24 protein-coding genes, 2 tRNA genes and 1 other RNA gene are annotated in these 22483 nt (G+C 67.2%); 11 read left to right on the top strand and 16 right to left on the bottom strand.

The genetic code is table 11. From position 1 onward, the window contains the following. Window positions 1-4 precede the first annotated feature (4 nt). Window positions 5-1846: a glycosyltransferase family 39 protein gene (locus tag AC1PLS_RS05530; RefSeq protein WP_481104266.1), complete on the bottom strand. Its 1842-nt coding sequence runs from the start codon at window positions 1844-1846 to the stop codon at window positions 5-7. Between the two features lie 36 nt (window positions 1847-1882). Between AC1PLS_RS05530 and AC1PLS_RS05525 the strand changes: the two genes are divergently transcribed. From AC1PLS_RS05525 to AC1PLS_RS05510, 4 genes are read left to right on the top strand one after another with little or no spacing between them, the layout of a single operon-like run. Beyond that, window positions 1883-2836: an AAA family ATPase gene (locus tag AC1PLS_RS05525; RefSeq protein ID WP_016902524.1), complete on the top strand. Its 954-nt coding sequence runs from the start codon at window positions 1883-1885 to the stop codon at window positions 2834-2836. A gap of 5 nt (window positions 2837-2841) precedes the next feature. Continuing rightward, the gene (locus tag AC1PLS_RS05520; RefSeq protein ID WP_481104265.1) at window positions 2842-3798 is read left to right on the top strand and encodes a DUF58 domain-containing protein; all 957 of its coding nucleotides are present in this window, start codon (window positions 2842-2844) and stop codon (window positions 3796-3798) included. Continuing rightward, window positions 3791-5743, top strand: a complete 1953-nt coding sequence (locus AC1PLS_RS05515; protein WP_434982930.1) for a transglutaminase TgpA family protein — start codon at window positions 3791-3793, stop codon at window positions 5741-5743. The genes AC1PLS_RS05520 and AC1PLS_RS05515 overlap by 8 nt, the downstream gene beginning before the upstream one ends. Further along, a complete protein-coding gene (locus tag AC1PLS_RS05510) occupies window positions 5740-6273 on the top strand; it encodes a Slp family lipoprotein (protein ID WP_016902527.1) in 534 nt (177 codons plus the stop codon). The genes AC1PLS_RS05515 and AC1PLS_RS05510 overlap by 4 nt, the downstream gene beginning before the upstream one ends. Before the next feature lie 111 nt (window positions 6274-6384). Here AC1PLS_RS05510 and AC1PLS_RS05505 read toward each other — a convergent pair whose 3' ends face one another. From AC1PLS_RS05505 to dnaX, 4 genes are all read right to left on the bottom strand, one after another. Next, on the bottom strand, window positions 6385-6735 hold the full coding sequence (locus AC1PLS_RS05505) for a histidine triad nucleotide-binding protein (RefSeq protein WP_016902528.1): 351 nt from the start codon (window positions 6733-6735) through the stop codon (window positions 6385-6387). Between the two features lie 105 nt (window positions 6736-6840). Then, window positions 6841-7434, bottom strand: coding sequence for a recombination mediator RecR (gene recR / locus AC1PLS_RS05500; protein WP_016902529.1), 594 nt, complete (start codon window positions 7432-7434; stop codon window positions 6841-6843). A gap of 96 nt (window positions 7435-7530) precedes the next feature. Continuing rightward, window positions 7531-7851, bottom strand: coding sequence for a YbaB/EbfC family nucleoid-associated protein (locus tag AC1PLS_RS05495; protein ID WP_005913896.1), 321 nt, complete (start codon window positions 7849-7851; stop codon window positions 7531-7533). Between the two features lie 6 nt (window positions 7852-7857). Beyond that, window positions 7858-9918 carry a DNA polymerase III subunit gamma/tau gene (gene dnaX, locus AC1PLS_RS05490; RefSeq protein ID WP_481104264.1) on the bottom strand — a complete coding sequence of 687 codons (2061 nt, stop codon included), beginning with the start codon at window positions 9916-9918 and terminating at the stop codon, window positions 7858-7860. Between the two features lie 237 nt (window positions 9919-10155). Here dnaX and AC1PLS_RS05485 point away from each other — a divergent pair. The 3 genes from AC1PLS_RS05485 (at window position 10156) to AC1PLS_RS05475 (ending at window position 10632) form a co-directional block, all read left to right on the top strand. Further along, window positions 10156-10248: transfer RNA gene (locus AC1PLS_RS05485), tRNA-Ser, on the top strand. Between the two features lie 69 nt (window positions 10249-10317). After that, window positions 10318-10414, top strand: an RNA gene (gene ffs / locus AC1PLS_RS05480) — signal recognition particle sRNA small type. Window positions 10415-10473: 59 nt separating this feature from the next. Then, entirely contained in the window at window positions 10474-10632 is a 159-nt protein-coding gene (locus tag AC1PLS_RS05475) for a hypothetical protein (RefSeq protein ID WP_481104263.1), read from the top strand. Window positions 10633-10662: 30 nt separating this feature from the next. Here AC1PLS_RS05475 and AC1PLS_RS05470 read toward each other — a convergent pair whose 3' ends face one another. The 6 genes from AC1PLS_RS05470 to AC1PLS_RS05445 all read right to left on the bottom strand — a co-directional run bounded on the left by AC1PLS_RS05470 (window position 10663) and on the right by AC1PLS_RS05445 (window position 14454). Continuing rightward, complete coding sequence (locus AC1PLS_RS05470) at window positions 10663-11112, bottom strand: molybdenum cofactor biosynthesis protein MoaE (RefSeq protein ID WP_184379688.1); 450 nt, start codon at window positions 11110-11112, stop codon at window positions 10663-10665. Beyond that, complete coding sequence (locus AC1PLS_RS05465; protein WP_184379686.1) at window positions 11109-11354, bottom strand: MoaD/ThiS family protein; 246 nt, start codon at window positions 11352-11354, stop codon at window positions 11109-11111. Before AC1PLS_RS05465 ends, AC1PLS_RS05470 begins: the two co-directional genes overlap by 4 nt. Then, window positions 11351-11848: a cyclic pyranopterin monophosphate synthase MoaC gene (gene moaC, locus AC1PLS_RS05460; RefSeq protein ID WP_184431949.1), complete on the bottom strand. Its 498-nt coding sequence runs from the start codon at window positions 11846-11848 to the stop codon at window positions 11351-11353. The genes AC1PLS_RS05465 and moaC overlap by 4 nt, the downstream gene beginning before the upstream one ends. 76 nt (window positions 11849-11924) lie before the next feature. Then, a complete protein-coding gene (gene moaA, locus AC1PLS_RS05455; protein WP_184431951.1) occupies window positions 11925-12956 on the bottom strand; it encodes a GTP 3',8-cyclase MoaA in 1032 nt (343 codons plus the stop codon). Beyond that, complete coding sequence (locus tag AC1PLS_RS05450; RefSeq protein WP_016902535.1) at window positions 12956-13705, bottom strand: MBL fold metallo-hydrolase; 750 nt, start codon at window positions 13703-13705, stop codon at window positions 12956-12958. Before AC1PLS_RS05450 ends, moaA begins: the two co-directional genes overlap by 1 nt. Continuing rightward, window positions 13705-14454 carry a 3-deoxy-D-manno-octulosonic acid kinase gene (locus AC1PLS_RS05445; protein WP_024938433.1) on the bottom strand — a complete coding sequence of 250 codons (750 nt, stop codon included), beginning with the start codon at window positions 14452-14454 and terminating at the stop codon, window positions 13705-13707. Before AC1PLS_RS05445 ends, AC1PLS_RS05450 begins: the two co-directional genes overlap by 1 nt. A 20-nt stretch (window positions 14455-14474) precedes the next feature. On the opposite strand from AC1PLS_RS05445, the gene AC1PLS_RS05440 reads away from it, so the two are divergent. Next, on the top strand, window positions 14475-15524 hold the full coding sequence (locus AC1PLS_RS05440; protein WP_184431953.1) for a glycosyltransferase family 9 protein: 1050 nt from the start codon (window positions 14475-14477) through the stop codon (window positions 15522-15524). A gap of 238 nt (window positions 15525-15762) precedes the next feature. On the opposite strand, the gene AC1PLS_RS05435 is transcribed toward AC1PLS_RS05440, so the two are convergent. Together AC1PLS_RS05435 and AC1PLS_RS05430 are read right to left on the bottom strand one after the other, a co-directional pair. Continuing rightward, window positions 15763-16167, bottom strand: a complete 405-nt coding sequence (locus AC1PLS_RS05435) for a DUF6165 family protein (RefSeq protein WP_167708529.1) — start codon at window positions 16165-16167, stop codon at window positions 15763-15765. A 255-nt stretch (window positions 16168-16422) separates the two neighbouring features. Then, window positions 16423-16513 (bottom strand) — tRNA-Ser (locus AC1PLS_RS05430). A 197-nt stretch (window positions 16514-16710) separates the two neighbouring features. Between AC1PLS_RS05430 and AC1PLS_RS05425 the strand changes: the two genes are divergently transcribed. Continuing rightward, window positions 16711-17415 (top strand): PP2C family protein-serine/threonine phosphatase, encoded by a 705-nt coding sequence (locus AC1PLS_RS05425; RefSeq protein ID WP_024938430.1) that lies wholly within the window; start codon window positions 16711-16713, stop codon window positions 17413-17415. Window positions 17416-17988: 573 nt separating this feature from the next. Here the strand turns inward: AC1PLS_RS05425 and dnaQ are convergent. Genes dnaQ through AC1PLS_RS05410 form a run of 3 tightly spaced genes read right to left on the bottom strand, consistent with a single transcriptional unit; the run spans window position 17989 to window position 19909 of the window. After that, window positions 17989-18723 carry a DNA polymerase III subunit epsilon gene (gene dnaQ, locus AC1PLS_RS05420; protein ID WP_024938429.1) on the bottom strand — a complete coding sequence of 245 codons (735 nt, stop codon included), beginning with the start codon at window positions 18721-18723 and terminating at the stop codon, window positions 17989-17991. Window positions 18724-18768: 45 nt separating this feature from the next. Next, on the bottom strand, window positions 18769-19221 hold the full coding sequence (gene rnhA / locus AC1PLS_RS05415) for a ribonuclease HI (RefSeq protein ID WP_024938428.1): 453 nt from the start codon (window positions 19219-19221) through the stop codon (window positions 18769-18771). Between the two features lie 31 nt (window positions 19222-19252). Further along, window positions 19253-19909: a hypothetical protein gene (locus tag AC1PLS_RS05410; RefSeq protein WP_184431954.1), complete on the bottom strand. Its 657-nt coding sequence runs from the start codon at window positions 19907-19909 to the stop codon at window positions 19253-19255. Between the two features lie 12 nt (window positions 19910-19921). On the opposite strand from AC1PLS_RS05410, the gene gloB reads away from it, so the two are divergent. Together gloB and AC1PLS_RS05400 are read left to right on the top strand one after the other, a co-directional pair. Continuing rightward, entirely contained in the window at window positions 19922-20689 is a 768-nt protein-coding gene (gene gloB, locus AC1PLS_RS05405) for a hydroxyacylglutathione hydrolase (protein WP_184431956.1), read from the top strand. Continuing rightward, the gene (locus AC1PLS_RS05400; RefSeq protein WP_184431958.1) at window positions 20686-21870 is read left to right on the top strand and encodes a lytic transglycosylase domain-containing protein; all 1185 of its coding nucleotides are present in this window, start codon (window positions 20686-20688) and stop codon (window positions 21868-21870) included. The genes gloB and AC1PLS_RS05400 overlap by 4 nt, the downstream gene beginning before the upstream one ends. Window positions 21871-22483: the final 613 nt, after the last annotated feature.

Raw genomic sequence — 22483 nt, 5'->3', positions numbered from 1 at the left:
TGATCTAAGGTGCGGAAACGGTGATGGGCTGTTCCCACCAGTCCTCGACGCTGCCGTCGTGGCCATGCAGGCGTAGTCCCAGCCAATGCGTGCCCGGCGGCAGCGCATGCGTATCGAAGGTGGCGTTGAAACCGACGTTGGGGTGCTGCGGGTCGGTGGAGATCTTCCAGTACGGGCGCACATCCAGTGGCGTGCCGTACTCGGCCTGCGCGACCGGGCGCCCGTCCAGCAGCAGCTCCACCTGCGACAGCCCGACGCCGTCCTTGAATGCCCAGCCGCGCACCTGCACCCGCCCGGCCACGCGCACGTCCGGCAGCGGCGTATCGATCCAGGCCATCGCCGGAGCGATGCACGGCCCGGGCTGGCGTTGCGCCGGCAGCGCGAACAGCAGGAAGCGCTGGTAACCGTGATCGGTGGACACCACGGTAGGCGGCGGCAGCGGCCCGACCATCTCGCAGATGTCGTGGTAGCGCTTCAACAGGTCGCGGTAGCGCTGATCGCTGGGCGAGAGCACCAGCAGCCGCGGCCCGGCGCGCGTGCCATCGCTGAGCAGCCCCCACTGCTGCAGCTGGGCACTGCGCCCGTGCTTGTCGTTCAACTCCGCGCGCAGCACTTCCACGTTGGCATCGTGCAGTTGAAAGCCCAGCTCGGCACCGACCTTGAAGTTTTCCGCCAGCACGCGCGTGCCCGGCGGCATCTGCGCAAGCCGGAGCTCGACCGTGCGCGCCAGATCCTTCCATCCGGCAAAGTTGCGCGGATAGTATTTTTCGCCGGCCGCATGCGCGCGAATCGAGGGCACCGACACGGCCAGGTAATAGCCGTACGCACCCAGGGTGCCGAGCAGCGCAATCGCCCAGGCCGCGCGACGCAGCGTATGCGGCCAACGCATCAGGATCACCGGCACCGCCACCAGCAAGGCCAGGTAGCCCGGCAGCGGCCAGTGGAAGCTGATCCGCTCGGCATCGCTGAAGAAGCCGAGCACGAAGATCGCCACGGTCGAAATCCCGCCCAGCAGGCCGAAATACCGCCATTGCGCACGCGAACCGCCACCGGCGCGCGTGCCGGCCAGGCCGACCTTGAGCATCGCCCAGGCCAGCAGCGGGGTCACCAGCACCGCCTGTATCAGCAAGAACCACAGCCCGGTGATCTGAAAGCGCCAGGGATGCCGGTCGACCAGTTGGAAGCGCAGCCCGGCCTCGTCATGCTCGGTATTCCAGAACAGCAGCGGCAGCCAGCTCACCGCACCCACCGTCAGCGCCATCCAGATGCGCGGGTCGCGCATGACCGCGCGCCCCTGCGGAATGCACAGCAGCGCGATGCAGCCCACCCCGATCACCCCGGCAAAGCGGTAATGACTGAGCGCGCCGATCACCAGGCCGATGGCGAGCTCGAGCGCACTGGTGGCATCGACCTCGCGCAGCAGCCGCGCGCCGGCATCCATGCACAGCACCGCCGCCAGCGCCATCGGCACATCCGGCACCGCCAGGATGCCGAGCGTGGCCGACAGCGGCATCAGCAGGGTCAGGCTGCCGGCCTGCCAGCCCAGCGTGGAGCCGAACCAGCGCGTGGCGATATGCGCGATCAACCAGGGAATCAGCGCGGCAATGGCCAGAAACGGCAGGCGCAGGGCCAGCAGATGATGCCCGCCCAGTTCCACGCCCAGCCGCGCCAGCCAGGCGGTCATGCCCGGCAGATCCGAATACGCAGCGGCCAGATGCTGGCCTTCCTGCCAGTAGAACGCCTCGTCGACGAACAGCGGCAGCCGCGCGGCGATCAACAGCTTGACGGCCGTCGCCAGTGTCCACAGGATCACGAAGGTGCGATGTGCGCGTTGGTCCCCTTGCATTGCCCTGTGCACTCTTCTTCCACCTACGGAATTGTGATGTCGACACCGCTGCGTTCCACGGAAATGCTAACCGATGCGCTGCGCCAATCGCTGCGGCGCGCACAGGACCAGGTCAATTCGCTGCTGCTGGGCAAGGCGCAGGAAGTGCGCCTGGCGTTCGTGGCACTGCTGTCCGGCGGCCATCTGCTGATCGAAGACCTGCCCGGCCTGGGCAAGACCACTCTCGCCCACGCGATGGCCTCCAGCCTGGGGCTGGGCTTCCAGCGCGTGCAGTTCACCTCCGACCTGCTGCCGGCAGACGTGCTGGGCGTATCGGTCTACGACGCCGCCTCGCGCCAGTTCCAGTTCCATCCCGGCCCGGTGTTCACCAACGTGCTGCTGGCCGACGAAATCAACCGCGCCCCGCCGCGTACACAAAGCTCGCTGCTGGAGGCCATGGCCGAACAGCAGGTCACGCTCGACGGCGTCACCCATGCGTTGCCGGAGCCGTTCTTCGTGATCGCCACGCAGAACCCGGTCGACCTGTCCGGCACCTTTCCGCTGCCGGACTCGCAACTGGATCGTTTCCTGCTGCGGCTCAGCCTGGGCTACCCCAGCGCCGACGCCGAGCGCGCGTTGCTGTCGGGCGTGGATCGACGCGAGCTGATCGCCCAGGCCGCACCGCAGCTCAGCGACGCCGACGTGGTGGCGCTGCGCACGGTGGTGGGCCAGATCCATACCAGCGATGCGCTGATCGGCTATGTGCAGGCCTTGCTGCTGCGCAGCCGCCAGCACGCCGGGGTGCGCGTGGGGCTGTCGCCGCGCGCCGGCATCGCGCTGCTGCGCGCGGCCAAGGCCTACGCGCTGCTGCTCGGGCGCGAGCACGTGCTGCCGGAAGACGTGCAGGCGTTGTTCGTGGCGGTGGCCGGGCACCGGCTGGTGCCGGAAGCCGAATCCTCGTCCGGGCCGGCGCTAGCCAAGGCGCTGCTGCACAGCGTGCCGGTGGACTGACCCAGGTGCGTGCGCACGTGCGCGGCATCGGTCGCCGACTCAGCCTGCTGGCGCGTCCGCGGGGCGCGGAGGCCTTGCCGATCGTGCTGGATCGGCGGCGCATCTACGTGCTGCCGACGCGCTTCGGGTTGTTCGTCACCGCCTTGCTGCTGGCGATGCTGCTGGGCGCATTGAACTACAACAACAACCCGGCCCTGCTGCTGGCGCTGCTGCTGGCCACCGCCGGGATTGCCAGCAGCATCATGGCGCACCTGCAGTTGTCGGCACTGCGCGTCGAGGCGGTGTCGGCCGAACCGGTGGTCGCCGGCGAACCGTTGCGCATGCGGGTGTCGCTGGCACGCCGCGACAGCCGCGTACGGCGTGGGCTGCGCCTGGATCACCTGGACAGCAGCGGCTTCTGTGCGTTGCTCGAGCACGATATGGCCGAGGTCGACCTGCCGGTGCCCACCGAGCGGCGCGGCTGGCAGGACATCGAACGCATCCGCCTGTCCAGCACCCAGCCGCTGGGGCTGGTGCGCGCCTGGTCGTGGGTCTGGCCGGAGACACCGCTGCTGGCGTATCCCAGGCCCGAGGAACAGGGGCCGGCATTGCCCGAGGGCGCCGGTTCGCCCAACCAGACCCGCCTGCACCCGCAAGGCGAGGAGCTGCACCAACTGCGCCCGTATCGCGCCGGCGATGCGCCACGCACGATTTCCTGGAAGCACTCGGCACGCCGCGACAGCCTGCTGGTGCGCGAATACGAGCAACCGCTGGGCATTGAAGTCACGCTGGACTGGCGCATGCTCAATGCGCTGCCGTACGAGCGCCGCATCGCGCGGCTTGCCCGCTGGGTCAACCTGGCCGAGCGCGACGGGCGGCGCTACCGCTTGCTGTTGCCGGGCCAACCGCCGCTGGGGCCTGCACAAGGTCCGGCCCACCATCACCTGTGTCTGCGCGCCCTGGCCCTGCTTCCCCATGACTGAGCCGTCCGTTCCGATCACCCAGGCCAGCCGCGCCTGGGTGCTGGTCACCAGTTGGCTGGCACTGGCGCCGTTGCTGTTGCAGCTGCCCGGCCTGCTCGCCGGCACCATTGCCGTGGCCGCCGTGCTGGTCGGCGTGCTGAGCTGGCGCGGCACCGTGATGGCACCGGTGCGGCTGTTGCTGGTAGTGGCGATGCTCGGTGCGGTGTACTGGCAAATCGGCATGCGCTTCGGCCGCGACACCGGCTGCGCGGTGCTGGCCGCGATGCTGGCGATCAAGGCCTCCGAGTTGCGCACCTTGCGCGATGCGCGCAGCCTGCTCGGCTTTGCGTTGTTCGCCCCGTTCGCGGCGTTTCTGCTCGACCAGGGGCCGGCGACGATGGGGCTGGCGCTGCTGGCGGTGGTGAGCGCGCTGCTGAGCATGCAGCGGCTGGCCGACGAGGAACACCGCACCGCCACGCCTGCGCTGCGGATGCAGTTGCGCGGCATCGGCAAGCTGGTCGCCATCGGCGTGCCGCTGGCCCTGGCCACGTTCTGGCTGCTGCCGCGCCTGAGCTCGCCGCTGTGGGGTGTGCCCGAGCGCGCGCTGTCGCGGCCGGGCCTGTCGGACAACATGTCGCCGGGCGAATGGATCGACCTGATGGCCGACGACAGCCCGGCGCTGCGCGTGCAGTTCACCGGCAACGCGCCACCGCCGCAGCAACGCTACTGGCGCGGGCCGGTGATGTGGGACTTCGATGGCCGGACCTGGCAGCGCGCGCGCTGGACCGGCCGCGGCCAACCCGCCTCGGTCACCGCCGGGCCGCAGCGCTATCGCTATCGCCTGGACTACGAGCCCACCGATCGTCGCCAGCTGGTGTCGTTGGACCTGCCCACGCAGGCGGTGGCCAATGCCGAGCTGTCACCCGACTACGAACTGTTCGCGCAGCGGCCATTGAGTGCGTTGACCCGCTGGGAGCTGCAATCGGCGCCACCGGCACGCTTCGACACCGACCTGCCCGATCAGCTGCGCAAGCGCGCCCTCGCCCTGCCGCCGGGCTTCAATCCACGTACGCTCGCGCTGGCACGGCAATGGCGCGCGGAAGCCGGCAGCAACGACGATGCCGTTGTGCAGCGCGCGCTGCAGTGGATCACCCGCGACTTCGCCTACACCCTGGACACCCCACTGCTCGGCCGCAACAGCGTCGACGAATTCCTGTTCCAGCAGAAGGCCGGGTTCTGCGAGCACTTCAGCTCTTCGTTCGTGGTGCTGATGCGCGCGGCCGGCATCCCCGCGCGCGTGGTCACCGGGTATGCCGGTGGCACCTACAACGGCTTTGGCAATTACTGGGTGGTGCGGCGCATGGATGCGCATGCCTGGACCGAAGTCTGGCTGGCCGGGCGCGGCTGGGTGCGGGTGGACCCCACCGCCGCAGTGGCGCCGGAACGCATCTACGACACGCTGGAAGACCGCGTGCAGGTCGGCGCGGGCGACAATTTCGCCCAGCTCGGCATGTGGGCCAGCCTGGGCCAGGTCAGCGACCTGCTGCGCCGCGGCTGGAACGATCTGGTGCTGTCCTTCGACGCCGACCGCCAGCAACGGCTGCTGCAACCCTTCGGCATCGATCGCCTGGATAGCTCGCAGCTGGCCGCCATCTTCGGCGTGTTTGCGGTCAGCGCGCTGGCGTGGATGGGCTGGCTGCTGGCGCGCGGCGAGCGTGAACGCGACCCGTTGCTGCGCGCCTGGCATCGCCTGGGCCGCCGTTACGGCAAGCTCGGCCTGGCCCGCGAACCACACGAACCGGCCATCGCCTGGGCGCAACGTGTCGCCCGTTCACACCCGAATCCGGCATTGTTGGCACTCAGCCAACGTTTCGCTGCCGCGCGCTACGCTGGCGCTGATTCGGACAGCGCCTCACTCCTCAAAGATCTGCAGCAGCATCGCCCGCGAACCGGAGCTTCCTCATGAGTACCCGCTTTCTTCTTCCCATTGTCGCCGCGCTCGGGCTCGCCGCCTGCGCCACCGCGCCCAAGCCGCTGCAGGGTCAGTTCCCTACGGTCAGTCCGAGCGATTCCACCGCCAGCGCCCAGGTCGGCACGTCGGTGCGCTGGGGCGGCAAGATCATCCAGACCAAGCCCGGGCAGGGCCAGACCTGCTTCGAGCTGATCTCGCGTCCGCTCAATGCCAGCGGCCGTCCGGATCGCAACGCCGTGGACGCCAGCGATGGCCGCTTCCTGGCTTGCCGCTCGGGCTTCTACGACCCGGCCGTGTTCGAGCCCGGCCGCGAAGTGACCTTCATCGGCAAGATCGAAGGCTACGAAACCACCAAGATCGGCGAGTACGACTACAAGCTGCCAAAGGTGAATGCCGACGTGGTCTACCTGTGGCCGGTCGTGCGCGAGGTGGATGTGGTGCCGGCCTACCCGTACGGCCCGTGGGGCGACCCGTGGGGCCCGCGCTGGGGCGGCGGCTGGGGCTGGGGCCGCGGCTGGTGGTAATCGACCGCTGAGTCAGTGACACGCAAAAACGCCGCTCGCAGGGAGCGGCGTTTTTGTTTATGCGATACGGCTGCTCGAACAGGCGCTGATGCGCTCGATCGTGTAACCAGGTCAGGGCGTGCCGAACCGTCCCAGCGGCGCGCCGGCCAGCAGATGCAGATGGATGTGGAACACCGTCTGGCCGGCGTGCTCGCGGCAGTTCATCACGATGCGATAGCCGTCCTGCGCCAGCCCCTGCTCGCGTGCATACGACGCTGCAGCGAGTGCGAGCCTGCCCACCAACAGCGCCTGCTCCGGCGGCACATCGTCCAGCGTGGGAATCGCATGCTGCTTGGGAATGAACAGCACATGCACCGGCGCCTGCGGTGCGATGTCCTGAAAGCCCAGCACCTCGTCGTCTTCATAGACGATGTTGGCCGGGATTTCGCGACGAATGATCTTGCCGAAGATGGTGTCGGTCATGGGTGGGGATTGGGGATTGGTCATGAGGGATTGGCAAGAGCTTACCGCGCGCTTGTGATGTTTTGCTTTTGCCAATCCCCAATCCCGCCTCCCCAATCCCCGCCCTCAAAGCACCTCACCCCGGGTGCCAAAGGCATGCGACAAGGTGCCGCGATCGACGTATTCCAGCTCGCCGCCCAACGGCATGCCCTGCGCGAGCCGGCTCGGGCGCACCGCATGCTGGCGGGCAAGCTGCGCCAGGTAATGCGCGGTCGCCTCGCCTTCCACGGTGGCATTGGTGGCGATGATCATCTCGGTGACCTCGCCGGTGGCCAGACGCTCGCCGAGCCGGTCCAGCCCCAGCTCGCGCGGGCCGATGCCGTCCAGCGGCGACAGCCGGCCCTGCAGGATGAAGTACAGCCCGCGGTAGCCGGTGGCATGTTCGATCGCCAGGCGATCTGCCGGCGATTCCACCACGCACAGCTGCTGCCGGTCGCGGCTGCTGCTGGCACAGATCGCGCAGATCTCCGCCTCGGTGAAGTCGCGGCATTGCACGCAATGGCCGACCTTTTCCACCGCATTGGCCAGCGCCGCAGCCAGGCGGCGGCCACCCTCGCGCTCGCGTTCGAGCACGTGGTAGGCCATGCGCTGGGCCGATTTCTGGCCCACACCCGGCAATACCCGGAAGGCCTCGATCAGTTGTTCGAGAAGAGAGGACATTGGGTCGGGAATCGGGAATCGGGATTGGGGAATCGCAAAAGCCAAGGACAACCTCGCTCTTACGATTCCCGATTCCCGACTCCCGAATCCCCTCGCTCAGAACGGCAACTTCATGCCCGGCGGCAGCTGCATGCCGGCAGTGGCCGAGCCCATGCGGTCCTTGGATTCGGCGTCGATCTTGTTGGAGGCGTCGTTGAAGGCGGCGGCGATCAGGTCCTCGGCCATTTCCTGGTCGGAGAGGATGCTCGGGTCGATGCGGACCTTGCGGCACTCCTTGGCGCCGGTCAGCGTCACGCTGACCATGCCGCCGCCGGCGGTGCCGGTGACTTCCAGCTTGGCCAGTTCTTCCTGGGCGCGCTGCAGGTTTTCCTGCATCTTCTGCGCCTGCTGCATCAATTGGGCAATGTTCCCACGCATGTGTCGTTACTCGTCGTAAGGGCGGATGGAATCGGGGACGACCCGCGCGCCTTGCTGCTGAATCAGCTGCTGCACGTTCGGGTCGTTCATGAACGCTGTTTCGGCCGCGCTCTGGCGCTCGCCTTTCTGGCGGCTGGCCCGCTCGTGCAGGGTCTCGACATCGGCGTTGCCGGTCTCGATGACGATGCGCGGCGTATTTCCCAACTCGGGCGCGAGTGCCTGCGCAAGGTTGGCGATGGAACGCTCGGAATTGAGATATTCGAAGCCCGGTGCCAGCGCCAGGCGCAACACGCCGTCGCGATGGCCGATGAAGGCGGCATTGGCGGCGAGCTGTCGCGAGGGGCCATTCAAGCCGCTGCGGGTGACCAGATCCAGCCATTGCTCGGCGTCGGCGATGTGGCCGTTGTCGAGCAGGGGCGACGGATCGGTTGCCGATGCCGATGCCGGTGCCGGTGCCGGTGCCGGTGCCGGTGCCGATATGGAGGGTGCGGCAACCGATGGCCTCGACATCACCGCCGCTGCAGATGCAGGCACCTCAGCCGCTGCGGCAACTGCCATCGCCGCTTCGGGCGCAGCCGCAGCGGGCAACGCCGTATCGCCTGCTGCGGGTGGCGCCATTGCCGCCTCCGGCGCCAGCACGGGCGCCGCCGCAGTGACGGGGGCAGTGTTGGCACGCACCGGCGCATCGTCCATCGCCCAGGGCGGCGTGTCGTCGCTGCGCGTGGGAGCTGTCGATGGGCGGCTATCGGTCGATGCCTGCGCAGCGGGCAGCACCACGACAGGCGCGGGCGCAGCAGCGACCGGCGCCGGCGCGGCGACCGCAGCCACGGCAGCAGGCGCGGCCTCCAGGTCGGCCGGTTTCGCCACCGCTGCGGGTGCTGGTGCGGCTGCCACCGGCGCGGCGGCCTGCACGCCAGTTGCCGCAGAACGCGCATGACCGCCGGCGCTGGCACCACGTCCATCGTCGCTGCCGCCAGCCGGCACTGCCGCCGCTGGGCGGAAGGCCAGCATGCGCAGCACCGCCATCTCGAAACCGGCGCGCGGACTCGGCGCCAGATACAGATCGCGACGGCCATTGAGCGCCATCTGGTACCACAGCTGCACCACTTCCGGCCGCAGCTGCGCGGCATAGGCAGTCGGGTCGATGCCATCGCCGACGAATGCCACCGACGGCACCAACTGCTGCACCTGGATGCGGTGCAAGGCCTCGGCCAGCGCCTCCAGCACGCCGCTCCAGTCGGGCGAGAACTCGGCCAGCGCGGCGACCACCTGCATCAGGCGCGCGCCATCGCCGTCGGCCAGCGACTGCAGCATCGCGCCGACCTGGGTGCGATCGACCGTGCCGAGCATGGTACGCACCACGTCCTCGCGCAGCGCGCCGCCGGCATAGGCAATGGCCTGATCGAGCAGCGACAGACCGTCGCGCAGCGAGCCGTCGGCGGCCTTGGACAGCTGCACGATCGCCGATGGATCCGATTCGATCTGCTCGGCGGCCAGGATCCGGGTCATTTGGCCCTGGATCTGGTCTTCGTCCAGCCGCTTGAGATTGAACTGCAGGCAGCGCGACAGCACGGTCACCGGCAGCTTCTGCGGGTCGGTGGTGGCCAGCAGGAACTTCACGTGCTCGGGCGGCTCTTCCAGCGTCTTCAGCAGCGCATTGAACGCCGCCTTGGAGAGCATGTGCACTTCGTCGATCAGATAGACCTTGAACTTGCCGCGCGAGGGCATGTACTGGGCGTTCTCGATCACCTCGCGCACATCGTCCACACCGGTGTTGGACGCGGCGTCGATTTCCAGCAGGTCGATATAGCGGCCGGCGTCGATATCCAGGCAGGCCGGGCACTGGCCGCACGGATCGGCACTGGTGCCGGTCTCGCAGTTCAGCGATTTGGCGAAAATGCGCGCGATTGTGGTCTTGCCCACGCCGCGGGTGCCGGTGAACAGGAATGCGTGGTGCACACGCCCACTGTCGAGCGCGTTACTGAGCGCGCGGACCACGTGTTCCTGGCCTACGAGTTCGGCAAAACGCTTCGGGCGCCACTTGCGGGCGAGAACAAGATAAGACATCGGGCAACCAGCTTCCTCTGAACCGATATTGTGCCATGGCGCGTCAAGTTGATCGTTCAGCGGCCGTGGTGCCCCCGGCGTTGCCACCCACCGGAGGACTGACAAACAGCGTCGATGGCCGGCCAACCACCTGCGCTGGCACCGTCATGCCGGACCGGCAGATCCTTTACCTTGTTAATGGCGCCCGCGGCGGCTAGAATCCCGCTCCTGCCGACGACCCGGTCGCACGGCAGGTACGGAGAGGTGTCCGAGTGGTTGAAGGAGCACGCCTGGAAAGTGTGTAAGCGTCTAAACCGCGCTTCGGGGGTTCGAATCCCCCTCTCTCCGCCAGTTTCATGATCCTGCAATGCGATTGCATGGATCCAGGGTCACGCCAGTGACCCACGTCTTATGGTGGCCCCGTCGGTCCCTCGCGACGCTAGATCGAAAATCCCGCCAGGGCCGGAAGGCAGCAACGGTATCGATTGATGCGGGCGCCGAGGTCAACCGGCGGGGACACCACCCCAACCCCAAACTGATGTCGCATCGATAGATGCCGCACGCGCTCGGCGCGTAATGCAGACGATGCACAGCCGCCACTGCGACGCGGCACTTTGCGGCCATGCTCAAAGCTGGCCAGTGATTTGCAGCGCCGTGGCGACGGCTCGGAAATACGCGCAGCGTCAGGCGCTTTCCGGCGCGCTCAACCGGCGGAACACCAACCTGATCTTTTGATGTTCCCGCAGCGCGTGGCCTGCGAGCGCACTACTGCGTCTGCGATTCCGGATGCAGCCAGCCGGCATCGCCTTCCAGGTAATGCTCGTGCTTCCAGATCGGCACGCGCGCCTTGACCTCGTCGATGATGAAGCGGCAGGCATCGAATGCGGCGCCGCGGTGCGCCGCGCTGACGCCGACCCATACCGCCATGTCGCCGATGCTCAGCTCGCCCACGCGGTGCACGCAGTAGGCGTTGACGATGGCAAACCGACCCATTGCCTCGTCGAGCACGCGCTGGCCTTCGGCCTGCGCCAGTGCGGCGTAGGCCTCATAGCGCAGCCCGGCCACGCTGCGGCCCTCATTGTGATTGCGTACCCAGCCTTCGAAACTGGCGAATGCGCCGGCATGCGGGTGTTCCAGCGCAGCGCGCAAGCTGTCGACCGGCAAAGGCACCTCGGAAAGCGCAAAGAGGGCGGAAGTCTGCTCGCTCATGCTCAACCTCCCGACACCGGCGGAATAAACACGATTTCACTGCCATCGCGCACGCCGTCTTCCCAGCGCGCAAACGCGCCATCCACTGCCACGCGCAGCTGCGCCGGTGTCCAGCGCAGGCCATGGCGCGTATCGAGTTCGGCATATAGCGTGCGCAGGTCCTGCGCCTGCGATTGCACCTGCTCGCTGGCAATGCCTGCTGCCTCACGCAGGCTGGCGAAATACAGCACTGTCACTGTCGTGCTCATTGGCTTGCTCCGATATCGCGCTTGCCACCACGTTTGGACACCAACCTGGTCGGGCCGATGCTCATGCTGTGCGACAACGCCTTGCACATGTCGTAGACCGTCAGGGCCGCCACGCTGGCGCCGGTAAGCGCTTCCATTTCCACACCGGTGCGATGCACGCAGCGCACCGTGCAACGGATGTCCAGCAGCTGCCCGCCCGCCCAGTCAATCTCGAACCGGCACGCATCGATCGGCAACGGGTGGCAGAACGGAATCAACTCGTGCGTGCGTTTGACCGCCATGGTGCCGGCGATCACCGCGGTCTCCACGATGCCGCCCTTGGCGCTGCGCAAGCCATTGGCGCGCAACTGCGCGGCGACGGCGGCCGGAAAACGCACCCGGCTTTGCGCGGTGGCGCTGCGTGCGGTGACCGCCTTGTCCGAGACATCCACCATCGTGGGCAGTCCGGAATCGTCCAGGTGGGTCAGGCGTGCGGAACGGGATTTTGCAGGCATGGGAAACGACACGATGACAGGCGCTCAGGATGCGACATTCTCGGTGAACGGGGCGCCTGGATGGAACAGCAGTGCCTTACCCGCCGATCAGGAACATCTCCACCGGCTTGCCACGGCGCGGTGTCGATGCGCGCACCTCGCTGTAGCGGTCGCCACGTATGCTCCAGCGCGCACGTAGATGCTCGGACAATCCATGCTCGCCCTCGGCCAGGGCCGGCTTGAGGTCATGGCCCTGGCTGGCGAACAGGCAGGTGTACAACTGTCCGTCGGCCGACACGCGTGCGCGCTGGCAGTCGCCGCAGAACGGCACGCTGACCGAACTGACAAAACCCACCTCGCCGGCGCCATCGGCAAATGCATGCCGCTGCGCCACTTCGCCGGTGTAATTGGCATCCAGCGGCAGCAATGGCCAGCGCGCGTGGATGCGCGCGTGCAGTTGCGCCGAAGTCACCACCGCATCGGCGGTCCAGCCATTGCAACTGCCCACATCCATGAACTCGATGAAGCGCAGCACATGGCCGCTGCCACGGAAGTGCTCCACCAGGGGCAGCACCTGATCTTCGTTGACGCCGCGCTGCACCACGCAGTTGATCTTCAGGCGCTGGAAGCCGGCCTGCTCGGCAGCGGCGATACCGGCCAGCACCTGCGCGATCTCGCCGCGGTTGCCGCTCATGCGCCTGAACAGCTCCGGATCCAGCGCGTCCATGCTCACCGTGATCCGGCGCAGCCCGGCCTGGCGCAGCGCCACCGCCTGACGGGCGAGCAGGGTGCCGTTGGTGGTCAGCGCCAGATCCTCGATGCCCTCGATCGTGGTCAGGCGCGCAATCAGGCTGGGCAGATCGCGACGCAACAGTGGCTCGCCACCGGTCAGGCGCACCTTGGTGACGCCGACCAAGACGAAGGCACGCACCAGCGTTTCCAGCTGATCGAAACTCAGGCGCTGCTGCGCATCGAATCCGTAGTCGTCGGGCACGCGATCGGCCGGCATGCAGTAACCGCAGCGGAAATTGCAGGCCTCGATGACCGACAGACGCAGGTCGCGTAGCGGCCGGCCATAGCGGTCCTGCATCGGCGCGGCGGCCAGGTTCGGCAACAGCAGGGCGCCCATCAGGGCACCATGGCGGCAGTCGGCTCCGCCAGCGGCAGATGTTGACCAGGCACGGCCACGCGATGGCCGCGTGCGCGGAGCACGTCGCCGTCGGCGTCGCTGGCGTAGTGGTACAGCAGCATGCGGCTCAACAGGTCCTGCGGGTACTCCCGCTCCAAATCGTCCACCCCAGTATGCGACGGGTTGCCGTGAACGCCGCAGTCATGCGCGATGAGCTCGCTGTCATCGGCGTAGCGGGCCAGCATTTCCGGGATCGGCCGGGTGTCGCCGCTCCAGACCAGCGCCCCCTTCAGCCGCAGCCCGTAGGCGGTCTCCGGCCAGTGGTGGCGCGCGGGGAACACTTCCAGCCGCACCCCGTCGTGCCAGAACGCGTCGCCGACCGGCACCAGCTGGAAGGCATCCCAGAAGTTTGCGCCGCCCTCGGCCAGCACGTTCGGGTAGTCGGCGATCCGCCGCTGCAGCAACGGCACCACCGGCGCCGGCACGTACAGGCGCGTGCGGCCGCGGCGTTGGGAGAAATAGCTGTCCACGAACAGCCGTTCCAGCCCGCCGACGTGGTCCAGGTGCACATGGGTGATGAAGACCGCCTGCGGCAGATGACCGTACTGGGCCTGGTAGGCGGTCAGCCCTTCGCTGCCGCAATCGATGGTCAGCCACGGCGCGCCGGCGCGCTCGATGGTGGCCATCGGCGAACCGAGCGCCACCGCCGACGCATTGCCGACCCCTTGCACCCGCAATGCCCAGTTCATCAGTAGCCCCGGCCCCAGGCCAGTTCGTACGCGCGGTGCAGGCGTTCGTAATCCTTGTCGACCTCTTCGCGGCTGCGGTTGCCGCGCAACTTCAGCAGCGAGCGATGCAGGCGCTTGAGATTGCGTTCGCGCCAGCGTGTAGCCGGAATGCGCAACACGCCGCGGTCGAAATCGATCAACCAGCCATGCCCGCCGGCATCGAACAGGATGTTGTGCGCGTTGAGATCGGCATGATCCAGGCCGGCGCGATGAAAGCGCGCGATCAGCCGCCCGGTTTCTTCCCACGGCGCACCGCGCCCGGCGACCTGCGCATGATCGGCGAGCGAGCGCACGTTCTCCAGGCGCTCCATCAACAATGCAGCGCGATAGCTCAGCCCCTCGCGCAAGTAGCAAGCCGCCAACGGGCGCGGCACCGGCAACTTGCGCTTGAGCAGTTCGCGCATCAGCCGGAACTCGGCAAAGCTGCGCGTGCGCCCGGCGCCCTTCCACAGATAGTGATCGCGGCTCACGCGCGCGGCCATGCCGCCGCGCAGGTACTGTCGCAACACGCTGTGACCGAACGGCGCATCCACGAACCACGCCCCACCCCGCCCGCCTTCGTCGACCGGCCGCGCCCTGTCGCCCCAGCGTTGCGGCGAAAACAGCCCGGCATCGGCTTGCCGCAGCCGTTCGCGGTCGAACAGAATGGCGCCATAGCCGCGGCCTTCGCGGTACGGCGCCAGCGCTTCAGTGGCGTCGAAAGAAACCATCTATCGAGTCTAACAACACCATGGCTTCTACGCCCGCCTCGTTATGCCTGCTGCGCCTGTCCGCCCTGGGTGACGTCACCCATGTGGTGCCGCTGGTGCGCACCCTGCAGGCGGGGTTTCCGGCAAGCCAGCTGCACTGGATCATCGACAAGGCCGGGCTGAAATTGCTCGACGGCCTGCCTGGCGTGCAGTTCCATGCCTACGACAAGCGCACCGGCGTGGCCGGCATGCGCGCGCTCCGCCGCTCGCTGGCGCCATTGGGTCGCTTCGATGCGCTGCTGCAGATGCAGGTGGCCTTGCGCGCCAATGTGCTGTCAGCCTTCGTGCCGGCGCGGCGGCGGATCGGCTATGACCGCAGCCGTTCCAAGGACCTGCACGGCCTGTTCGTCAACGAGCGCATCGCCGACCGCCCCGGCATCCACGTACTCGACGCCATCGGCAGCTTCGCGCAGCCGCTCGGCCTGACCCAGACCCAGGTGCGCTGGGACTTGCCGGTTCCCGACGAGGCGCATCGCTGGGCACGCGCGCAATGGGACGACGATGGTCGCCCGGTGCTGATGATTTCGCCGTGCTCCAGCCACGCACGCCGCAACTGGTATCCCGACCGCCATGCCGCGCTGGCCGACCATGCTGCAGCGCAAGGCTGGCGGGTCGTGCTGTGCGGTGGCCGCAGCGAGCTGGAACGCAGCACCGCCGATGCCATCGTCGCGGCCGCGCGCACGCCGGTGCTGGACCTGGTCGGCAAGGACACGCTCAAACAACTTCCCGCCCTGCTCGCCCGCGCCGATCTGGTGGTCACCCCCGATTCCGGACCGATGCACATCGCCAACGCGATGGGCACCAAGGTGCTCGGCCTGCATGCGGCCAGCAACCCGCTGCGCAGCGGCCCTTACTCGGACGTGCGCTATTGCGTAGACCGTTACGACGCGGCCGCCCGCAAATACCTAGGCAAGCCGGCCGACCAGCTGAAATGGGGCACCAAGATCGAGTTCGACCAGGTGATGGCGCTGATCACCGTGGACGATGCGATCGCCGCATTCGAGCGTTATCGCAGCGATCATCCGCACTGAAGATCAGCGTCGGATCGGCACTCGAACAGGCGTTCGATCGCGGCGCAGCTGCGCGCTGCGCCGTGGCGCAGACGCCCAGGACAGCCGGGAACACAAGAGCGAAACACCGCCGACTCACGCGCGCGGCAGCCAATCACCGCGGTGCCGGCCGACTCGGAGTGTGGCGGCGCACCAGAAAGCGCCGCGCACCCACCGACCACCACGTGAGTCGGTTACGCAGACCTGCAATCAGCGGCTCTCAGACACCGCTAGCGCGGTAGTCCTGGTACGACTTCTCTTCCACGTACGACGAACCCAGCGCCAGGTTGATCTCTTTCTTGATGCGCGCGCGTTCGTCGTTTTCGATATAGACGCTGCGCGCCAGCTGCACGAAGCCGTCATCGAAGGTCTGCGCCTGCTCCTTGAGCCGGATGTCGTCCTCGATCACCCACAGCCGCTCGTTGACGGCCTTGAGCGCCGCACGCAGACGCACGATGTCGTGGCCGGCGGCCGGATGCGTCATCCAGCTGGTCTCCAGCGCGGACAGCTCGCTGCGCACGTTGGCCAGCTTGACGGGGTCGCTCATGCGCTCGGACTTGATCTGCAGGATCGCGATCTTGTCGAGCAGCTCACCAAAGGACACGGGCACCAGGATCTCGGACATGACAGGCCTCCAACGGATATCGGGCGGATTGTAGCCAGCGCAGCAGCGCGCGGCGGCGACACATAAACAAAAGCCCCCTTGCGGGGGCTGATGCGAATCTGGCGGAGAGGGGGATTCACTCGGCACTCCGTGCCTTCGCCCTGCGGGCGGCTTCGCCGTGCAGACAGCGCTGCTGTCTGTCGAACCCGGGGCTTCTCACCCCCCAATGCCGCCGGCGAAACTCACGCGGCACTGGCACAACTGCTCGCCTCAATCTGGCGGAGAGGGGGGGATTCGAACCCCCGAGGCGCTATAAACGCCTGCCTGATTTCGAGTCAGGTACATTCAACCGCTCTGCCACCTCTCCAGATGGTCCCCAGTGTCCTGGGGCCGTGCATCATACGGGCACCGGCGCCCAGCCACAAGCGGCCCGGGCCGGCATCGCCGGCACGATCGAAGGTCCGGGCGTGAACCCGCCCTGCGGCACCGGCGATCGGCGTGTTGCTGCGGGCCGGCCGCGCCGCGATGATGGTCACGCACCTCCTTCCTTGGCGACCCGCCCCCATGCTCGAATTCGGACACCTTACCCATGTCGGCCTGCGCCGTGACCTCAACGAGGACACGTACTACGGCGACAGCGAGCTGGGGCTGTGGCTGGTGGCCGATGGCATGGGTGGGCATGCCTGTGGCGAGGTGGCCAGCGCCCTGGCGCGCGAAACCATCGTGCGCGAGGTGCGCGCCGGCACCCCGCTGGCCCAGGCGGTACGCATCGCCGACGAAGAGATCATCAAGACCTCGCGTCGCTGCAACGACACCTTGCCGATGGGCACCACCGTCGTCGCCGCGCGCGTGCTGGGCCAGCGCTTCGAAGTGGCCTGGGTCGGCGACAGCCGCGCATATCTGTGGCGCGACGGCCGGCTGGCGCAGCTGAGCCAGGACCATAGCTATGTGCAGGAACTGATCGCCCAGGGCACGCTAACCAGCGAACAGGCGCGCGCGCATCCGCATCGCAATGTGGTGACCCAGGCGCTGGGCGTCACCGATCCGGTCCACCTCAATGTCGCCACCATGCAGGGTGAGCTCAAATCCGGCATGCAACTGCTGCTGTGCAGCGACGGTCTCACCGAAGAAGTCGACGATGCCGCGATCGCCGCGACCCTGTCGCAGGCCGATTGCAGCGCGCAGGAATGTGTCGAATGCCTGGTCGCCGCCGCACTCGATGGCGGTGGATCGGACAACATCACCGCGATATTGGTGCGCAGCTACTGAAAGCGGCCAACAAGACCTAGCGAGCGCCCGGCTGGCGGTGAGCGCAGAATTTCGTTGGCTGCATATGGTTGGATGCAGACAAACGCTTGGTCGGTCGAGGGCGCGATGTCCTCACTGCCTGCGGGTCACGCCGTAAATCTAGCCCTAAGGACTCGCTGGCAGCATCCAGGCTGCCAAGGATCCCGGAACCGTCGAGAGCAGTGCACCAGAGCGGGAGTCGGCTACTTGGTTGAACACCATGCACTCCGACCATCTCGACTGGTCCTTGCCCGCCCACCGTCGCGGGACCTTACGCGGCATGGATGCCGCGTAAGAGCCTACACGGACGTACTTGCGGCGTGTCCCGCGATGGTGGGCGGGCAAGGGCCCTGCAGCCAGAGCAAGCTCATCGCGCTCCGCAATAGACCGGATCGAAGTAGCTGTTAGCCGCGCCAAGCACGGGCATTGAACCCGCACGGCAGCCATCATGTGCGCACTACTCGCGCCCAGAATCGCCAGGCTTCAGCGGCGCACTGCACTCCCACTACATCGCCACGCCGCGCGACAGCCGGACACCCCTTGCCGAAAGCCGCACTACCCGGCAGCAGCCACCTCTTCAACCGGCGCATCCCACAGCGCGCGCCCGGCCTTCTTGCGCAGGTATGCCAGACGCGCCTCGTGCGCCTGCGACTCCGACGCGGTCACCACCACCCGTGCGCGCGGCAACAGCAGCGCCGGATCGAAGGTGATCATGCCCTCGCCATGCTCGCTGCGCTGGCCGGTATCGGCGCTGGCAAAGCCAATCTCTTCCTGGCCCGAGGTCAGCGCGATGTACACATCGGCCAGGATCTGCGCATCGAGCAAGGCGCCATGCAACTGGCGATGCGAGTTGTCCACGCCCAGGCGCTTGCACAAGGCATCCAGCGAGTTGCGCTGCCCCGGATAGCGCTCGCGCGCCATCATCAGGGTATCCACCACGGTGGCGCGCTCGACGATACGGCCGTAGTTGTCGCCCAGCAGCGACAGCTCGTTGTCCAGGAAGCCCAGATCGAACGCGGCGTTGTGGATGATCAGCTCCGCGCCGTCGATGTAGGCCAGGAACTCCTCGACCACATCGGCAAACAGCGGCTTGTCGGCCAGGAACTCCAGGGTCAACCCGGTCACTTCCTGCGCACCGGGTTCGAAATCGCAATCGGGCTTCAGGTAGCGATGGAAGTTGTTGCCGCTCGGGCGCCGCTCCAGCAGCTCCACCGCACCGATTTCGACGACGCGGTTGCCCTTGCGCCATTCCAGGCCGGTGGTTTCGGTATCGAGAATGATCTGACGCATGAATCCTCTTGCTGATTGCTTACGCGGTTGCGCTTTGCTGATTGCTTACGCGGTTGCGCTGCCACCGCGCTGGGCGATGGCCTGATTGCGGGCGAGCACGTCGACGCGCTCGTTGTCCGGGTCGCCATTGTGGCCTTTCACCCAACGCCAATCGATGCTGTGGCGTTGCGTGGCCGCATGCAGCCGCTCCCACAGTTCACGGTTCTTGACCGGGTCGCCGCCGGCGGTTTTCCAACCGCGGCGCACCCAGCCGGACATCCACTCGGTGATGCCCTGGCGCACGTATTGCGAGTCGGTATGCAGCACGATCTGGCATGGCTCGGTGAGCGTTTCCAGCGCCATGATCGCCGCCATCAACTCCATGCGGTTGTTGGTGGATGTGGCTTCGCCGCCGGACAATTCCTTCTCGCGGCCGTTGTAACGTAACAGGGCCGCCCAACCGCCCGGCCCGGGATTGCCGAGGCAGGAGCCGTCGGTATGCACTTCAATGGATTTCATCAGCTTCTGGTGTTTGGAAAGTGGTCAGTCGTCAGATCGTGGCTACGGGCTGCGGCCAGCGCGAGGGCATCGCGATCGGGGTTGGCCCGATCGAAGCGGCGGCGCGCTTTTCCACTTCGAGCAGATACACCGCACGCCAGGGTGCGCGATCGGTGCCGGTAGCGCCACGCCCGGTGCGCCAGATCGGCCCCAGGTAGCGCTCGGCCTCCACGCATTGCAGCCCCGCACGCTGCGCCAGCAACCGCCAGCGATCCGGCCGCAACGCCACCGGACCGCGCCGCGCCCAGCGAAAGCGATACGGGCTCAGCGGATTGAGCGTGAACAGCCATAGCCGCCCGCCAGGCATCAGCAGCCGCTCGCATTCGGCCAGGAATTCCGCCGCGCCGCCCACCACCGCATGCTGCACCACGATGGCCTGCAGGCTTTCGGTCGGCAACGGAAACGGCATGGCGCAGCGCGCATCGCCCGCAAAGCGGCCAGCGTTGCGAGTCAGCCGCAGCCCGCGCCCTTGCAGCAGCTCGCGCGGCGGCAGCTCGGGCGTCGGCGTCAGCCACAGCCAGGGCTGCGAGGGACGCGTTTGCAACGCCGCAAGCGCCAATTTGCGCTCCAGCAGGAGCAGGCTGCGCCCTGCACCTGTTTCAAACCAGGATGAGACGCCAGCTTGACGGGAGAATGGCGTGGCAGGCATGGTCCCAATTCTATGCGACTGACCGCCCTGCCCGCATTCGACGACAACTACATCTGGGCGCTGGTCGCCAGCGATGGCCGCGCAGTCATCGTCGACCCGGGCCAGGCCGAGCCGGTGTTCGCCGCCGCAGAGCGCGAAGGCTTCAGCCCCAGCGCCGTCCTGCTGACCCACCACCATGCCGACCACATTGGCGGCGTGGCAGCGCTGCAGCAGCGTTGGCCGGACCTTGCGCTGTACGGCCCGGCGGACGAACGCATCCCGGCAGATGCCCACCGGGTGGGTCAGGGTGATCGCTTGAGCCTGCTTGGAAACAGCTTCGATGTGCTGGAAGTGCCCGGCCATACCCTCAGCCATATCGCCTTCGTCACTGACCGCCATCTGTTCAGCGGTGATACCCTGTTCAGCCTAGGCTGTGGGCGGATGTTCGAAGGTACCGCTCCTCAGATGTTCGACGCGTTGCAGCGCCTGGCCTCCCTGCCTGGCGAAACGCTCGTGTGTTGCGGCCATGAATACACCTTGGCCAATGCGGCCTTTGCGCTGCACGTCGATCCCACCAACGCTGCCTTGCAGCGCCGTCAACAGGAAGCCCAGGCCATGCGTCATGCAGCCCGTCCTACCCTGCCGATTTCGCTCAAGAGTGAACTGGCCACCAATCCGTTCTTACGCACCAGCAGTCCCGAAATCCGCGCTGCGGTGGCATCTCGCGCAGGTGGGGCAATTCCCTCTGAAGTTGACATTTTCGCCGAACTTCGGCGCTGGAAAGACGAATTTCGCGCATGAGGCGCCTGCTTCTGGCAGTGCTGACCGCATCGGCGGTCATCGCACCCGCAGCCGCATCGTCCAACGACGCAAGCCGCTCCAAACCCGCAGAGAGCTCGATCGCCCAGACCGCCACACCCCAGGTGCGCAACGGTCGGGAGATCTTTTCGTCGTTCCTGGACGGTCGCGCCGACCCTGGCTGCGACAGCGAACATAGCGACACCCGCTGGGAACAACATTTCTCGCGCGCGCCGGCCCGTCTGGCAGACGACGCACAGGATGTCTTGCCGCTGTTCGGCTACGTGGTCGATGAATTGCGCGAAGCCGACATGCCGACCGAATTTGCGCTGATTCCGTTCGTCGAGAGCGGTTATCGCCCGGGCGCCCGCAACGGCAGTGGCCCCGCCGGCCTCTGGCAGTTCATCGCTACCACTGCGCGCAACCACCATGTGCCGGTTGGCGCGCAATACGACGGCCGCCTCTCGGCAGTGGACTCCACCACCGCGGCGGTGCGTTATCTCAAGACGCTGTATGGCATGTTCGGCGGCGATTGGCGCCTGGCGCTGATGGCCTACAACGCGGGCGAGTATCGCGTGCTGCAGGCCATGCGCACGGCCGGCATGAACGCGCAGAACGCTCGCCCGTCCGAATTGCCCGGCATGTCCAAGGTCACCTACGAGTACGTGGAAAAGCTGCACGCGCTGGCCTGTGTGCTGGACCATGCGCAGCAGCAGGGCAATCTGCTGACCTCGCTCGACCGCCCGGTACCGGTACTCACCGAACATGCATTGCCGGCCGGCACCAGCCTCAACGCCTTTGCCGGACAACGCGATATCGAACCGCAGCTACTGGCCCGGCTGAATCCGGCGCTGGCCAGCGCGCGCGCCGCACCGCGGGGCGTGCATGTGCTCGCCCCGATCGCCCCTGCGCAGCCAAGTGCGACAGGTGCCGTGGTCGCATCTGCCGACACGGGCGGCATTGCCGACAACAGCGCTGCCGCTCCCACGGTCGTTGCCGCCGCGATGACGGATGCCTCCAGGCCACAGGCGCGCACCACGCATACGGTCCGCAACGGCGAATCCGCCTGGGCCATCGCACGCCGCTACGGCGTGACCGTCACGACACTGCTGACCAGCAATGGCCTGGACAAGCGTGCCGTGCTGAAGCCCGGCATGGTGTTGTCGTTCGAAGACACACCCTGACCTAAGCCGCCTGCGTCCGGCGCCGTTCCGGCGCCGCTGACACTGCAGCGGCATGCTTTTCGTCGACCTTGCACGGGGAAGTTGAGCGCCGCGCTGCGCAGGCGTAGGTCGGCTGCGAAGAGAGCGCCTGACACTTACATTTTGCGTGCGCTGCTAGCGACGCCGTAGGTAATCGGACACGGGTGGAATCGGAAACGGGCGTACTCGCAGCCGATTGGCCCGCTATCGTTGCAAGCCGACCGACATCGCAGTTGATGAGCGCGCCCGCAGCGGCTGCCGCCAACCGCCATGTAGCCACCCGTAGGCGCACCAAACGCGCAACCCGACGCTGGCTTTTCTGGCCTGGCAGATTGGCTCGGCAGATCAGCACGTTGAATGACGCACGTCTTCGCAACCGCACGCCTGCAATCCTGACGCGCGAAATCCGCAACCCCGGCAGACCTATCCCAAACGGATGGCAATACGCACGACGTCAGATCAGTTGCGGCGGGCCATCGCAGTGCCTTAGCCAGTTGCTGCGGGAATCCAGTGCCTGGTCCACGCAACCGCAGACTCGCCGCAGCGCCAGCGGCGGGATACCCCACACGAACGCTGGCACCTGCCCACGACGGCA

Source organism: Xanthomonas sp. NCPPB 3218 (genome assembly GCF_056725185.1).
The sequence above is the reverse complement of the archived record's forward strand: the minus strand, read 5'-3'. Positions and strand labels throughout refer to the sequence as shown.